This window comes from Micromonospora sp. NPDC005710, from assembly GCF_040630995.1.
Classification (GTDB): Bacteria; Actinomycetota; Actinomycetes; order Mycobacteriales; family Micromonosporaceae; genus Micromonospora.
In genome coordinates, this window is sequence record NZ_JBEXYP010000016.1 from 153,825 (window position 1) to 168,083 (window position 14,259).

Below are 14,259 nucleotides of genomic sequence, written 5' to 3' on the forward strand. Positions count from 1 at the left end.
ATCGGGCGGGTCCCGAGGTAAGCTAACCGGAGGCAGGCCTCCGGGATTCCGGAGGGGTGCCTCCACTAAGCTAGCGGAGGGTTGCCTCCGGATGCAACCAGGGTGAGGTGACGCGCGTCATGACCAGCGCAGGGCAGGCGCCCGAGGTCTTCGCCCAGCGACCCAAGCGGGCCGACGCGCGGCGGAACTACGACGCCCTGATCACGGCGGCGCGCGAGGCGTTCGCCGAGAACGGCGCCGCCGCCTCGCTGGAGGACGTGGCCCGCCGGGCCAGCGTCGGCATCGGCACGCTCTACCGCAACTTCCCGACCCGTCGGCACCTGTTCGAGGCCGTCTACGTCGAGGAGGTCCGGGCGCTGTGCCACTCCGCCGAAGGTCTGGCCGAGCTGCCACCCTGGGACGCGCTCGTCGCCTGGCTGCACCGCTTCGTCGCGTACGTCGCCACCAAGCGGGCGCTGGCCGAGCAGTTGCTGCACGACTCCGAGATCTTCGCCAGCTGCCGGACGGAGATCTTCTCCGCCGGTGAGCCGCTGATGCGCCGCGCGCAGACCGCTGGCGTGGTCCGTGACGACATCGGCTTCGACGACGTGGTGCGGCTGATCAGTGGCCTCACCATGGCCCAGTTCCCGTCACCCGAGCAGCGTGACCGGGTCCTCGGCGTGGCCCTGGACGGCCTGCGCCCACCGGCCGCGCCGCGCTGACGACCCGTCCGCCGCCGCACCGAGCGCGAACCCGGCCGGTCAGCGGTCGAGCAGGAGCAACCACTCGTCGTCGAGGCGTTCCACAGTCGCGCCCGCCGGCCAGCGGTGACCAGGATCGGCCACCGCTCGGGCCTGCTCGACCTGCGGCTGCCGGCTGAACTGCGTGTCCCGGAAGCTGACCATGCTGTGGAACCGGGCCCGGCCGAAGTTCGCGGCGTCGACGAAGCAGGCATTGTCGAACAGCGCCTCCGCGCCGAACACCGTCCAGCGGAACAGCGCCATGTTCGTGAAGCGGACGGCGTGGAAGCTGGCCGAGCGTCCGAACTCGGTGTGCTCCATCGACACCGCGCCGTCGAAGACAGCCTCCCGGAACGAGGCGGCGTCCTCGAAGCGGGTCGCGTCGAAGCTGGTCGGTTGGCCGAAGGTCACCCGGTGGAACGAGGTGAGGCCGGTGAAGCCGGCTCGCCGGCAGGTCAGGCCGCCGGTGAAGGCGGCGCCGTCGAAGGTGGCCTCGCCGCCCACGCGAACGCCGTCGAGGACGACCTCGCCCTCGGCCACGAGCCCGTCGAAGACCACGTCGTCGAATGTCGCCGCCCCGAGAAGCAGCCGCCCCCGCACCGTCGCCCCCGCGAAGGTGGTCGAGCCGGTGAACACGACAGCGGTGAAGTTCGTGTCGACGAGCGTGCAGCCGGCGGCGTCGAAGTCGACGAGCGCGGCGCCGGCCAGGTCGAGCGTCAACTCCGGCCAGTGGGCCGCGTCGTCCGCGCGCAGGTGCCTGGTGAGCACGCGCTGCGCGCTGCGCCGGACCTCCGTCTCGCGCGGCTCGCCGTCGGTCGCCGGCATCCGCAGGTACGCGCAGAGCACCGCCCAGATGGTCGGGCGCTGCCCCGGGTTGTCCTGACCGAGGCGCTCCAACGCGTGTAGGCCACCGAGGCGTACCGCCGCGCTGTCGTTGCCGAGCAGTTCGACAGCCCTGGTGTACAGCTCGGTCAGTCGACGCTCCGCGGCGTCGTGCTCGGCGGCCCCGGACTGCCGGTCCTGGTGGCGCTGCCCGGCCTCGGCCACCGCCTCGGCGTGCGTCTGCACGCGGTCCCGGTGCACCTGGTCCCGGGCGGCGATGCTCTCCTGGTGTCGCTGCGCCCGTTCGGCGATCCACTGGCGGCGGGCGGCGAGCAGCAGCGCGAGCCCTCCGCCGGTGCCGGCGACGACGGTCAGGCCGGTGCGGATCGCGTCGATGCGCAGCGTGGCGCGGGTGTCCGGTTGGCTGGCCCGGTCGGCCTCGGTGAGCAGCAGGTCCAGTACCAGCCAGCCCAGGGCGACGGCGGCCAGTAGGCCGACCAGGACCAGCCACCACGGCATCACCCGCAGCTCGCGCTCGGTGGGTTCGTCGACAGCCACGGCCACAGCATGCCAGTCACCACCGGTGTCCAACATGGAGTGCAGTGGTATGACCGTTTACGCCCCCGCCGGAACAACGGGTTACCGATGCGTAACAAGTCATTGACGTTTCTGAATTGTTGCGGGCATGATCGTCGCACGGTCGACCGGACACCCCCACCCACCTGCCCGGTTCGCCGGGTGCCTCCCCCGGAGGTGCAGCGATGCTGCTCCGAAAGACCGCCCTCGTCCTGGCCCTCGCCACCGCCGCGCTGCTCGCGTCCACCGCCACGGCGACCGCCGCCCCCGCCTCGCCCACCGCCGCCCCCACGACGCCGTTCGCCGCCGCGGCGGCCAACCCCGTCATCGTGGTCGGCGGGCTCAGCGGCGTCGCCGTCGCGTACGAGCCGCTCGCCGCCCGCCTACGCGCCGACGGCTACCGCACCTTCATCTACCAGCTACCCGGACTGGGCCTCGGTGACATCCCCGCCTCCGCCCGCGCGTTCGCCAGCTACGTCGACCAGGTACGCGCCAGCACCGGCGCGGCGACTGTGGACCTCGTCGCCCACTCCGAAGGTGGCCTGGTCAGCCGGTACTACCTCAAGCGGCTCGGCGGCACCGCCACCGTCGGCCGCTACGTCAGCCTGGGCACACCCCAGTACGGCACGTACGTCGCCAACATCGTGGCGTTCCTCGGGCTGGGCAGTTGCGCCGGCGTCGTCGCCTGCCAACAGATGACCATCGGCTCGGCGTTCCTCGCCGACCTGAACGCCGGCGACGACACCCCGGGAACCGTGCGCTACACCACCATCCGCACGCTCCAGGACGAGTTGGTCCGACCGACCGGCAACGCCGTCGTCAACGACGGTGCGACGAACGTGCTGATCCAGGCGTACTGCCCGCTGCGGGTGGTGGGACACCTCGGCCTGGTGCTCGACGGCACGGCGTACACCATCGTGCGCGGCGCCCTGGTCGACGGCCCGGTGCGACCCAACTGCCTGGCGCTCTGACCCGCTGCGGTGCGGCGGTCCCGTCCGGGGACCGCCGCACCGGCACCGCGACGGTGAGTGTCGGGTGCGCGACGCTCCCGCGAAACGGTGTGGCAGACATCGGATGATCTCGATAACCTGCTTCGGCTGTCCATTCCCGACAGTGGACGCCGTCCTCCGAGAAGGAGCAGTTCGCATGACCGAGCCGCCCACCGTGCCGCCGGAGAACACCCCGCCGACAGTGCCGCAGCTCGACGTCCGGGCCGCCCAACCGCCGTCGGCCGACACCCCGCCGGCCACCGATGGGTTCGCCGACCGTCCACCGGGCTACCCCAGCGCGCTGGTCTGGCTGCGCGCCGGGATCCTGCGCGACTGGCGGGGCGTGCTCGGCGCGTTTTTCGCCACCTGGTTCTACCTGCCGATCGCGCTGCTCCTGGCTTTCTGGGGCGGTCTCACCTTCGCCGTCGTCGGGCTCTTCGCCGCCGGGACCGGCGCCGACGACCAGGTGCCGCAGGTGCTGCGCGACGCCCCGCTGATCGGCTCGCTGATCGAGGCGTTCCTGACCCGCTCCGGCGGGGTGCTCGGCGGCGTGGCCGGCTTCGCCATCGGCTTCCTGGTCGGCTTCCTCGCCGTGCTGGCGCTGCCCTGGATGGGCGTCGCCGACGAGCCCTTCGCGCTGCTCACCGGCCTGATCGGCACCGTCGTCGCGGCGGCGGTGATCGGGGTCCTCTACACGCTCTACCGGGTGCTGCTCGAACCACGCCTGCTTGTCGTCTCGGGTGCCCGCCAGCCCAGCCGCCGCGAGTACGCCCGGCTGGGCCCGGTGCTCGACGAGTGCGCCCGCCGACTCGGCCTGCCCAGCGTGCCCCGACTGCTGATGGAGGACGACCCGGTCCTGAGCAACGCCCGCGCGTACGCGAGGCACGTGGTGGTGACCACCGCCGTGCTCACCGAACCGGACGACGAGGTGGCCGCGCTGCTCAGCCACGAGCTGGTGCACTGGCGCACCGGGGACGAGATCACCAGTGCCTTCGTCCGCGGCGTCGGCCTGCCGCTGACCCTCGCGCACGCCCTGCCGACCTGGCTGATGCGCACGTTCCCGCACCCGGCCACCAACTTCGTGGTGTTCGTGTTCTTCTGGCCGGTGCTGCTCACCATGCGGTACGTGGTGCTGCCCCTGCACGCCCGCGACGTCCGGGCCGCCGAGTACCGGGCCGACCTCGGTGCCGTGCTCACCGGGCACGTGGACGGGCTGCGACGCATCCTGGAACGGCGACTGTCCTTCGAGACCGGTCGCAGCGGCTGGGACGAGGCGGTCTGCGCCACCCACCCGCCACACGAGCTGCGGCTCGACGCGTTGGAGCGGGCGTCGCTGGCCGGTGCGCCCGCCGGGGCGGGTCAGCCCGTCACCGTCGACCGGCTGTTCCACCCCGCCGGGCCGGTCGGGGGCCGCCGCACCCTGCTGCTCGTCGGCGTCCTCACGCTCGTCGCCTGCCTCGGCACCACCGGGCTGGGCGTGGTGCAGTGGGCGTTCTTCCGCCCCCAGGCGGCGGTCGACGGCTTCTTCTCCGCGCTCGCTGACCGGGACAGCGCCGCCGCGCTCGGCTACCTCACCGACCAGGGCGACGACGCCAACCGTGACCTTCTCGCCAAACTGGTACGCGGCACCGGCTACCAACCACCCACCGACGTCGAGATCAGCACGTTGGAGCGCGACGGTGACACCGCCACCGCGACGGTGGCGTACCGGCTGGGCGACGCGCGTCAGACCAGCATCCTCACCCTGCACCGCAGGGACGCGGCCACCGCGGGCCTGTTCCACGGCTGGCGGTTGAGCGGCGGCCCGACCCCGCTCAACTCGTCGATCGCCGACCCCGGGGTACGCCTCAACGGGGTCGACCTGCCGGTCGCCACCGACGGGCCGCCGCTGGTGCTGCTGCCCGGCGGTTACACAGCGACCGGCCCGTCCAGTGCGTTGAGCGAGACGCCGAGCGCGACGGTGCTCGTCGGCCCGGGGGAGACCTCTGCCGTCCTGCAACTGGCCCCGGTGCTCAAGCCGTCGGCCATCGAGGCCGTCGAGGCACGGGTACGCGCCTGGTTGGACGAGTGCGCCAAGCAGACGGTCGCCGCCCCGCCGGGTTGCCCGTTCCGCTACTACGGCAGCTCCACGCAGAAGGTCACCTGGAAGATCCTGGAGTACCCGAAGCTCGCCGTCGAACTCACCGGCCCGGCCAGCGCCCAGGTCTCCACCCCGTACGAGACCCAGGGCAAGGTGCAGGCCAGCGGCACCACCACCTACTTCGGCACCAGCTCACCGTTCAAGGACGAGGACGGGTTGACGGTTGCCGGCGTCGCCACCGCCGACGGGGACACCGTGGCGTTCCGTCCCGCCGCCAACTGACCGGGGAGACACACAGTGACCGACAGCGACATCGCCGCCCGGCTGCCCGTCCGGCTGACCATCAACCCGCGGCAGCGCCAACCGTCGTCGGTCGACCTGCTGACCTGGATCCACCGCCGCCCCGAGTACCGGCCGGTGGTCCGGGTGGCCGGCGGCGGCGGGGGCCGGCCGGGCTTCAGCGACGCGGTGATCATCGCGGTGCTGGCCCAGGGGCTGCTCCCGGGGCTGTTCAACCTGTTGCAGTCCTGGGTCGACCAGCAGCGCACCGAGGCCAGCATCCGGATCCAGGCCGGCGATGCCGAGGTGGAGTTGCAGGTGAGCGGGCGGACCGACTCCGCCTCCCTGCTGGCCCAGGCGACCGAGGCGCTGCGCGTCGCCCGGGAGCCGCGTCCGGAGTCTGGTCCGGAGTCTGGTCCGGACGCCGCCGGCTGATCCGGCGGCGTCCGGGAGCCGGCGGGTCAGCTCGCCTTCGCGAGCGCCTCGAACTCGTCGTCGGTGAGCCGCACGTCGGCAGCGCCCACGTTCTCCTCCAGGTGCGCCACCGAGGACGTACCGGGAATCGGCAGCATCACCGGTGAGCGGCGCAGCAGCCAGGCCAGCGCGAGCTGCGCCGGCGACGCGCCGTGCGCGGTGGAGATGGCGTCCAGCGGGCCGCCCGGGCGGGCCAGCTCACCTGTCGCGATCGGGAACCACGGGATGAACGCCAGGTCGTTGCGCTCGCAGTACTCCAGCACGTCCTCCGCGCTGCGGTTGGCGAGGTTGTACAGGTTCTGCACCGACACGATCTCGGTGATCGCCTGGGACTCCTCGATCTGCGCGACGCTCACCTCGGACAGCCCGATGTGCCGGATCTTGCCCTCCTGCCGCAGCAACGCCAGCTCACCGAGCTGGTCGGCGAGCGGCACCTGCGGGTCGATCCGGTGCAGCTGGTACAGCGGGATGCTGTCCAGCCCGAGGTGACGCAGGCTCAGCTCACACTGCTGGCGCAGATACTCGGGGCGGCCCACGACCCGCCAGTCGCCCGGACCGGACCGGGTGAACCCACCCTTGGTCGCGATGACCAGATCATCGGCGTACGGGTGCAGGGCCTCCCGGATCAACATCTCCGACACGAACGGCCCGTACGAGTCGGCGGTGTCGATGAACGTCACGCCCAGCTCGACCGCCCGGCGCAGTACGCGTACCGCCTCGGCCGGGTCCTTCGGGTCACCCCACACACCTGGGCCGGTGAGCTGCATGGCCCCGTAGCCGAGCCGGTTGACGGTGACGTCGCCGCCGATCCGGTACGTGCCGGACGCCTTCGCGGGCTGCTCACTGATATTTGTCGACATTGCCCGATCCCCAATCGTCTCGTCGTGGCGGGCGTGGACAGCGCGGGCGTGAGAGAGCCCACCCGCCACCGATGGATCATCCCCCGGAACAGCGCCGCCATGCCGCCGGTCGGCCGACTGTGGGCGCGGACACGCCGTGGCGTGTCGAGCCGAGTTGCCGGGAAGCGCCCGGTACGACCGGGGTGCCCGTGCGACGCTGGCCGGAGCCGGTGCGTTCCGGCGTGACGGCGGAGGGAGCACCCATGGGAGTGCCGCAGGTCAACTTCGCGCTCGACACGTACGAGTGCATCGTGATCTATCCCGGCGCGGCCGGACGGGCCCTGCCCCCCGAGACCGTGCAGCGGTTGCAGGCCGAGCACGCCGAACACATGCAGGCGTTGCAGCGACGCGGCATCGTCCTGGTCGCCGGCTCGGTGGACGGGCCGGCGCGCGAGCCCGATCCACCGATCGGCTTCGGGCTGGCCCGCACCGGCAGCGTCGACGACGTCCGCAGCGTGCTGGAGGCCGACCCCGCGGTGCAGGCCGGGCTCTACCGGGTGGAAGTGCTCACTTTCCTCTGCCCGGCCGGTTCACTGGAGTTTCCGCTGGTCAAGACGGAGAGCTGAGCCGTCGCTCCATCGGTGGCTGTCGTGATGGTGACGGCGCCCGCCCGCCTGCCGGTGCTACGGTCGCGCCCAGCGTGGGCCGCCGCCGGGGCGTACCCGGTGTCGTGGGTCGGCCCCGGTCGAGGAGTCGCCATGCTCTCCGCCGCCACCCCCGATGTCACGTCCGCCGCCGCCCGACTGCGTGCCCTGCTCGGCGACCGACTGCACGAGCCCGGCGATCCCGGTTACGCCACCACCACCCGGCTCTGGAACGGCGCGGTGGCACGGACGCCCGCGCTCGTCGCCCAGTGTCTCGACGCCGACGAGGTGGCCGAGTCGGTCCGCGTGGCTGCCCGGTGTCACCTGCCCGTCTCGGTCCGCTCCGGTGGGCACGACTGGGCCGGTCGGGCACTCCGCGACGGCGCGCTGGTGCTCGACCTGACCGGGCTGAACGCCGTCCGGGTCGACAGTGACCGGGCCACCGTGACCATCGGCGGTGGCACCACGGCGGCCGAGTTGCTCGCCGCCGCCCGCCCCCACGACCTGGTGGTCCCCACCGGAGTGGTCGACGCCGTGGGGATGGCCGGGCTCACCCTCGCCGGCGGGTACGGCCCGCTCTGCGGTCGATTCGGTCTGGCCCTGGACAGCCTGCTCGGCGCGGAGGTGGTGCTCGCCGACGGCCGCCGGGTCACCGCCGACCCCCGGCACGACGCCGAGTTGTACTGGGCGCTGCGCGGCGGCGGTGGCAACCTCGGCATCGTCACCGAGCTGCGCTTCCGCGCGCACCGGCTGCCCGGCGTGCTGGCCGGCATGATCATGTTTGCGCTCTCCGACGCGCCGGCGGTGCTGCGCGGCTACCGGGCGCTGGTCGCCGAGGCCCCGGACGAGCTGACCGTGATGGCCGGCTTCCTGCCCGGCCCGGCCGGCGAGCCGGTGATCTTCGTCTGTCCCTTCTACAGCGGCCCCGACCTGACCGCCGGGGCGCCGTGGATGGACCGACTGCGGGCGCTGAGCACCCCGATCGTCGACCAGATCAGCTCCATGCCCTACGCGGACGCGCTGCGGATGTTTGACGGCGGGATGGTCGACGGCAACCACTACCTGCTGCGGACCCGGTGGTTGCCCACGCTCACCGACAGCACGGTGGACACCCTCGTCGACGCGGCCCGGCAGGTCACCTCACCGTTCTCCGCGCTTGCCGTGCACCACTTCCACGGCGCGGCCACCCGGGTCCGACCCCCCGACACGGCGTTCGGGCTGCGCACCGAACACCTGATGACCGAGATCATCACGGTGTGGGCGCCCGACGACCAGCCCGGCCCGCACCGTGAGTGGGCCGACCGGCTCTCGACGGCACTCGCACCGCACGCCCTGCCCGGCGGTTACCCCAACCTGCTCGCCCCGGAGGAGACCGACCGGGTCCGCCTCGCCTACGGCGCGAACTGGGCGCGGCTGCGTCGGGCCAAACACCGCTACGACCCCCGCGACCTGCTCCACGCCGTGCCCACCCTGCCGCCCTTCGGGCCCTCCGAATGACGCGCCGCCAGCGGCCCGCGGGGCGACCGCCGGGAGCCGCCGCCGGGAGCACCCCGACAGCACACGCCAACGGAGGCGTACGATTCCGGGCGCGCGGTCGCTGATGCCCGCCGCCACGACGTTCCCGGTGCGGTTCCGCCCGCCGGCCCGACGCGCACCGCGCGTCGTTGGACAACTGTTCCGCTGCCTGCAAGGGGTCGGCCCCGAGTCCGACCTGAAGGAGAGACTAGCCTGATGGGCGTGACACGCCGCGTAAAGATCGTCTGCACTCTGGGTCCCGCCACCTCGTCCCCGGAGCGCATCCGGGGGCTGGTCGAGGCCGGCATGAACGTGGCGAGGCTCAACTTCAGCCACGGCAGCCACGCCGACCACGAGGCGGTCTACCGACTGGTCCGGGAGGCGTCGGAGGCAGCGGGCAAGCCGGTTGCCGTCCTCGCCGACCTGCAGGGCCCCAAGATCCGACTTGGTAAGTTCGCCGACGGGCCGCACGAGTGGCGCACCGGCGACTCGGTCGTGATCACCGGTGACGACATCGTCGGCACCAAGGAGCGGGTCTCCTGCACCTACACCAAGCTGCCGCACGAGGTGAAGCCCGGCGATCGCCTGCTGATCGACGACGGTCGCGTGGCCGTCGAGGTCACCGACGTCACCGGCAACGACATCCGCTGCCTGGTCACCGAGGGCGGCCCGGTCTCCAACAACAAGGGCGTGTCGCTGCCCAACGTGGCGGTCAGCGTGCCCGCCATGTCGGACAAGGATGCCGAGGACCTGCGCTTCTCGCTCGGCCTTGGCGTCGACCTGGTCGCGCTCTCCTTCGTCCGCTCGGCCGAGGACATCAAGCTCGTCCACAACATCATGGCCGAGGAGGGCCTCTTCCGGCCGGTGCTCGCCAAGGTCGAGAAGCCGGAGGCGGTGGAGCACCTGGAGGCCATCGTGCTGGCCTTCGACGGCGTCATGGTCGCCCGTGGTGACCTCGGCGTCGAGATGCCGCTGGACGAGGTTCCGCTGGTGCAGAAGCGCGCCGTGCAGCTGTGCCGGGAGAACGCCAAGCCGGTCATCGTTGCCACCCAGATGCTCGACTCCATGATCGAGAATTCCCGTCCCACCCGGGCGGAGGCCTCCGACGTCGCCAACGCGGTGCTCGACGGCGCCGACGCGGTGATGCTGTCCGGCGAGACCAGCGTCGGCAAGTACCCGGTGCTCACCGTCAGCACCATGGCCAAGATCGTGACGACCACCGAGGCCGGTTCGATCGGGGTGCCGCGTCTGCAGCACGACCCGCGCACCCACGGTGGCGCCCTCACCGTCGCCGCCTCGTCGATCGCCCGGGCCATCAACGCCAAGGCCCTCGTCGCCTTCTCGCAGACCGGCGACACCGTCCGACGGCTGTCCCGCCTGCACTGCGACCTGCCGCTGCTGGCCTTCACGCCGGTCCCCGAGGTGCGCGACCAACTCGCCCTCACCTGGGGCGTGGAGACCTTCCTGATGCCGTTCGTGCAGCACACCGACGACATGTTCCGCCAGGTCGACCAGGCGCTGCTCGGCCTCGACCGGGCCAACCCCGGTGACTACGTGGTGATCGTCGCGGGTAGCCCGCCCGGCACCCCCGGCTCGACCAACACGCTGCGCGTACACCAACTCGGCTCGCTCGTCGACGCCGCGTCGGCGCGGGCGCTGCAGTGAGCGACGGTCGGGTCGCGGTCGGCCAGGCGGCGGTGGACCAGCTGCTCGAAGTGCTCGACCTCGACCCGACCGGGGACATGACCTTCCGGGGGATGAGCCCCCCGGACGGCCCACAACGGGTGTACGGCGGTCAGGTCGCCGGTCAGGCCCTGGTCGCCGCCGGCCGCACCGTCGACCCGGAACGGTTCGTGCACTCGCTGCACGGCTACTTCGTCCGTCCGGGCGACCCGGCCGAGCCGATCGCCTACGAGGTGGAGAACATCCGCGACGGTCGGTCCTTCTCGGTCCGCCGCGCGGTGGCCCTCCAGCACGGCAAGCCGATCTTCTTCATGTCGGCGTCGTTCCAGCGGGCCGAGGAGGGCCTGGACCACCAGGCTCCCGCCCCGCTCGACGTACCCCCGCCGCAGGACGTGCCCACGATGACCGACCGGCTCTCCCGCTACCCGGAGCGGCTGGGCATCTGGGGTCAGATCCCGCGACCGATCGACGTGCGATACGTGGGCGAGCCCGGCTGGGTCCGTCCCGGCGACCGGCCCGCCGACCCGCACCAGCGCGTCTGGATGCGCATCGACGGCAAACTGCCCGACGACCCCCTGCTGCACGCCTGCGCGCTGACCTTCGCCTCGGACCTCACCCTGCTGGACTCGGTGCTCTCCGTGCACGGCGAGGTGTGGGGGCCGGGCGGGTTGGTCGGCGCGAGCCTGGACCACGCACTCTGGTTCCACCGGCCGTTCCGCGCCGACGAGTGGTTCCTCTACGACTGCCTGAGCCCGTCGGCGTCCGGCGCGCGAGGGCTGGCCACCGGCCGGATGTTCACCACCGACGGCAGGCAGATCGCCAGCGCCGTCCAGGAGGGTCTGCTGCGCCGCGTCGGCGCCTGACGCCGTCGCCCTGCCCGCCGGGTGGTTGTCGCTGTTCCCGTCGCTCATCCCCGCCAGGCCTCTGGCGGGGATGAGGTCGTTCAGGCCTGGTGGATCGCCTCTCCGGCGATCTCGATCTGCACCGTCTTGCCGACCAGCACCCCGCCGCTCTCCAGGGCGACATTCCAGAGCAGGCCGTAGTCCTCGCGGTTCATCTCGGCCGTCGCGCTGAAACCGAAGATGTTCTGCCCGTACGGATCCTGACGGGCGCCACCGAAATTCACCTCCAGGTCGACGGCCCTGGTGATTCCCTTCACAGTCAGCTCACCGGTGAGGACGAATCGTCCCGGAATACCGTCGGACTGCGGCGGAACAATGTGACTCCGGCCTCTTCCGCCCAACCGATGGCTGCGCAGACGCGCCCACTGGAATATCGGGTCCTCGTTGCCCTGCCAGGTGATGCCGGTGCTTCGATATTCAAGGGTGGGAAACCGCTCCACGTCGAGGAAGTCGGCACTCTTCAGATGCGTGTCCCGGTCGACGCTCCCGGTGGTGATGCTGGCCGACATGATGGTGGCCGTAACCGAGGAGAGCAGCGGGTCCTCCGCCACGAAGATCTGGGCGGTGGCCTCGGCGAACTCGCCGCGCACCGGGCTCACCATCATGTGCCGGGACAGGAAACCGATCCGCTTGTGCGCCTGATCGAGAAGATAGGTGCCGGCCACCGGGATGGTCATGCCGTCCCAGGTGCGGGTGGCGATATCGGTCATCGTGTTGCCTTCCCCCCGAGCACGCCCGAGTGTTTATCAATATGTTGCTGGCGGCCGGGTAAACGGCCAGACATTCGTACTCACCCTCAGCATAGGGACGCTCCGGAACGGCATTCCGGCCGCCACCGTTCCCTGGATCATGAGCTACTTCACCGGTCCCGGTCGGCTGCCATCCACCGGCCCCCGTCGCCGCCCGGGACGGGCGTCGGCCGTGCCACCTGCCATCGATGCGTGGCCGATCGGCCGAGGGTCGGCCACCCGCCCGGTTGACCAGCGACTAACCTTGCCGACATGCGCCTCTCCGCCCGGGTCGACTATGCCCTCCGCGCGGCCGCCGAGCTTGCCGCGACGGCCAGTGGCCCCGGGCGCGGCCGGCCGGTCACGGCCGACCAGATCGCCCGCGCCCAGGAAATCCCCCCGAAGTTCCTGGAGAGCATCCTTCTCCAGCTGCGCCGGGGCGGGATCGTGCACGCACAGCGCGGCCCGGAAGGCGGCTACTGGCTGGCCCGCCCCGCCGAGGAGATCTCCCTCGCCGAGGTCATCCGGGTCATCGACGGCCCTCTCGCCCACGTCCGCGGGCAGCGCCCCGAGCAGCTCGGCTACCACGGCCCGGCGCACGCCCTCCAGGAGGTCTGGATCGCGTTGCGGGCGAGCGAACGGGAGATCCTGGAGCTGGTGAGCGTCGCCGACGTGGCCGCCGGCACCCTGCCCGCGCGGGTCACCGAGCTGGCCGCCGACCCGCGCGCCTGGATCTGATCACCGGTTCGCTCGTGTCCCGCCCGGCACCTCATCGCTGCCGTCTACCCGTGCGACTGCACGCCGCCTCGGCATCGGCCCAGCGGCGCTGACCTGGCGCACCGCCCGGCCGCGTCCCATCCACCGATCGAGGGCTTGACCCTGGCTCCTCCATCCCGCATTGTCGACCAAGTCGATAGGAGATACCGAAAAGTCAGGGGGCGCTCGTGCGCAAGCTGTTGGTCCTCGCTCTGGTCGGGCTCGTCGCGCAACTGATCGACGGTTCGCTCGGCATGGCGTATGGCTTGACCTCGTCCACCCTGCTGCTGCTCGCCGGGGTCGCCCCGGCCGCCGCCTCGGCCTCGGTGCACCTGGCCGAGATCGGCACCACGCTCGCCGCCGGGGTCGCGCACTGGCGGTTCGGCAACGTCGACTGGCGGGTGGTGACCCGCATCGCCCTGCCCGGCGCGATCGGCGCCTTCGCCGGCGCCACACTGCTCAGCTCGATCTCCACCGAAGCCGCCGCACCGTGGATGGCCGGCATCCTCTTCACCCTCGGCGCGTACCTCCTGGTCCGCTTCGCCCGACCGCTGCGCACCGACCGGGTCGGCGGGCGGCTACGCGGTCGTTTCCTCGGCCCCCTCGGCCTGGTCGCCGGCTTCGTCGACGCGACCGGCGGCGGTGGGTGGGGCCCGGTGGCAACCCCGGCGCTGCTGGTCTCCGGCCGGATGGAACCCCGCAAGGTGATCGGCTCGGTGGACACCGCCGAGTTCGTCGTCGCCGGCGCGGCCAGCGTCGGCTTCCTGATCGGGTTGGGCACTGAAGGGTTCCTGCTCCCCACCGTCGCCGCGCTGCTCATCGGCGGGCTCATCGCCGCCCCACTGGCCGCCTGGCTGGTACGGATCGTGCCGGCCCAACTGCTCGGCGCGGCAGTCGGCGGCGTGATCGTGCTGACCAACGCCCGCACCCTGATCCGCTCCGCCGAACTGGACGGCCCGGCCCGCCCCGCCCTGTACGTCCTCCTCGCTGCCGGCTGGCTGGCCGCCCTGGTGTTTGCCGTGCGAGCCCTGCGCCGTACCCGCCGCGCCCGCGCTCTCGCCGAAGCAACGACCGCCGCCGCCACCGCCGCTGGCTCCGCTGGCTCCGCTGGCTCCGCTGGCTCCGCTGGCTCCGCCGCCGCCGCTGCCTCCGCTGGCTCCGCTGGCTCCGCTGGCTCCGCTGGCTCCGCTGGCTCCGCTGGCTCCGCTGGCTCCGCTGGCTCCGCTGGCTCCGCTGGCTCCGCTGGCTCCGCT

General features: G+C 72.1%; 13 protein-coding genes. 10 read left to right on the forward strand and 3 right to left on the reverse strand.

The genetic code is table 11. The features are described 5' to 3' along the window. Positions 1-119 precede the first annotated feature (119 nt). Complete coding sequence (locus ABZ406_RS22125) at positions 120-701, forward strand: helix-turn-helix domain-containing protein (protein WP_357764591.1); 582 nt, start codon at positions 120-122, stop codon at positions 699-701. Between the two features lie 39 nt (positions 702-740). Here the strand turns inward: ABZ406_RS22125 and ABZ406_RS22130 are convergent, their stop codons facing one another. Then, positions 741-2,099: a pentapeptide repeat-containing protein gene (locus ABZ406_RS22130; protein ID WP_357764593.1), complete on the reverse strand. Its 1,359-nt coding sequence runs from the start codon at positions 2,097-2,099 to the stop codon at positions 741-743. A gap of 203 nt (positions 2,100-2,302) precedes the next feature. Between ABZ406_RS22130 and ABZ406_RS22135 the strand changes: the two genes are divergently transcribed. The 3 genes from ABZ406_RS22135 (at position 2,303) to ABZ406_RS22145 (ending at position 5,900) form a co-directional block, all read left to right on the forward strand. After that, positions 2,303-3,088 carry an alpha/beta fold hydrolase gene (locus ABZ406_RS22135; RefSeq protein WP_357764596.1) on the forward strand — a complete coding sequence of 262 codons (786 nt, stop codon included), beginning with the start codon at positions 2,303-2,305 and terminating at the stop codon, positions 3,086-3,088. Positions 3,089-3,263: 175 nt separating this feature from the next. Then, a complete protein-coding gene (locus ABZ406_RS22140) occupies positions 3,264-5,468 on the forward strand; it encodes a M48 family metalloprotease (protein WP_357764599.1) in 2,205 nt (734 codons plus the stop codon). A gap of 15 nt (positions 5,469-5,483) precedes the next feature. Then, positions 5,484-5,900 (forward strand): hypothetical protein, encoded by a 417-nt coding sequence (locus ABZ406_RS22145; protein WP_357764602.1) that lies wholly within the window; start codon positions 5,484-5,486, stop codon positions 5,898-5,900. 26 nt (positions 5,901-5,926) lie between these two features. Here the strand turns inward: ABZ406_RS22145 and ABZ406_RS22150 are convergent, their stop codons facing one another. After that, on the reverse strand, positions 5,927-6,799 hold the full coding sequence (locus ABZ406_RS22150; RefSeq protein WP_357764605.1) for an aldo/keto reductase: 873 nt from the start codon (positions 6,797-6,799) through the stop codon (positions 5,927-5,929). Between the two features lie 242 nt (positions 6,800-7,041). Here ABZ406_RS22150 and ABZ406_RS22155 point away from each other — a divergent pair, with 242 nt between their 5' ends. The 4 genes from ABZ406_RS22155 (at position 7,042) to ABZ406_RS22170 (ending at position 11,483) form a co-directional block, all read left to right on the forward strand. Continuing rightward, the gene (locus tag ABZ406_RS22155; protein WP_357764607.1) at positions 7,042-7,404 is read left to right on the forward strand and encodes a YciI family protein; all 363 of its coding nucleotides are present in this window, start codon (positions 7,042-7,044) and stop codon (positions 7,402-7,404) included. 132 nt (positions 7,405-7,536) lie between these two features. After that, positions 7,537-8,919 (forward strand): FAD-binding oxidoreductase, encoded by a 1,383-nt coding sequence (locus ABZ406_RS22160; RefSeq protein ID WP_357764609.1) that lies wholly within the window; start codon positions 7,537-7,539, stop codon positions 8,917-8,919. A 234-nt stretch (positions 8,920-9,153) separates the two neighbouring features. Next, on the forward strand, positions 9,154-10,602 hold the full coding sequence (pyk, locus tag ABZ406_RS22165) for a pyruvate kinase (protein ID WP_357764612.1): 1,449 nt from the start codon (positions 9,154-9,156) through the stop codon (positions 10,600-10,602). Further along, positions 10,599-11,483: an acyl-CoA thioesterase II gene (locus ABZ406_RS22170; RefSeq protein ID WP_357764615.1), complete on the forward strand. Its 885-nt coding sequence runs from the start codon at positions 10,599-10,601 to the stop codon at positions 11,481-11,483. The genes pyk and ABZ406_RS22170 overlap by 4 nt, the downstream gene beginning before the upstream one ends. 80 nt (positions 11,484-11,563) lie before the next feature. Here ABZ406_RS22170 and ABZ406_RS22175 read toward each other — a convergent pair whose 3' ends face one another. After that, positions 11,564-12,232 (reverse strand): YceI family protein, encoded by a 669-nt coding sequence (locus ABZ406_RS22175; RefSeq protein WP_357764618.1) that lies wholly within the window; start codon positions 12,230-12,232, stop codon positions 11,564-11,566. A gap of 291 nt (positions 12,233-12,523) precedes the next feature. Between ABZ406_RS22175 and ABZ406_RS22180 the strand changes: the two genes are divergently transcribed. Then, positions 12,524-12,988, forward strand: coding sequence for an Rrf2 family transcriptional regulator (locus tag ABZ406_RS22180; RefSeq protein ID WP_091407884.1), 465 nt, complete (start codon positions 12,524-12,526; stop codon positions 12,986-12,988). A 206-nt stretch (positions 12,989-13,194) separates the two neighbouring features. Next, on the forward strand, positions 13,195-14,259 hold a 1,065-nt coding region (locus tag ABZ406_RS22185; protein WP_357764622.1), incomplete at its 3' end, for a sulfite exporter TauE/SafE family protein.

Excerpts from the sequence above, each read along its gene's own strand:
- pyk (WP_357764612.1), top strand. The coding sequence starts at position 9,154 with ATGGGCGTGACACGCCGCGTAAAGATCGTCTGCACTCTGGGTCCCGCC.
- ABZ406_RS22155 (WP_357764607.1), top strand. The coding sequence starts at position 7,042 with ATGGGAGTGCCGCAGGTCAACTTCGCGCTCGACACGTACGAGTGCATC.
- ABZ406_RS22135 (WP_357764596.1), top strand. The coding sequence starts at position 2,303 with ATGCTGCTCCGAAAGACCGCCCTCGTCCTGGCCCTCGCCACCGCCGCG.
- ABZ406_RS22175 (WP_357764618.1), bottom strand. The coding sequence starts at position 12,232 with ATGACCGATATCGCCACCCGCACCTGGGACGGCATGACCATCCCGGTG.
- ABZ406_RS22160 (WP_357764609.1), top strand. The coding sequence starts at position 7,537 with ATGCTCTCCGCCGCCACCCCCGATGTCACGTCCGCCGCCGCCCGACTG.
- ABZ406_RS22125 (WP_357764591.1), top strand. The coding sequence starts at position 120 with ATGACCAGCGCAGGGCAGGCGCCCGAGGTCTTCGCCCAGCGACCCAAG.
- ABZ406_RS22150 (WP_357764605.1), bottom strand. The coding sequence starts at position 6,799 with ATGTCGACAAATATCAGTGAGCAGCCCGCGAAGGCGTCCGGCACGTAC.
- ABZ406_RS22140 (WP_357764599.1), top strand. The coding sequence starts at position 3,264 with ATGACCGAGCCGCCCACCGTGCCGCCGGAGAACACCCCGCCGACAGTG.
- ABZ406_RS22180 (WP_091407884.1), top strand. The coding sequence starts at position 12,524 with ATGCGCCTCTCCGCCCGGGTCGACTATGCCCTCCGCGCGGCCGCCGAG.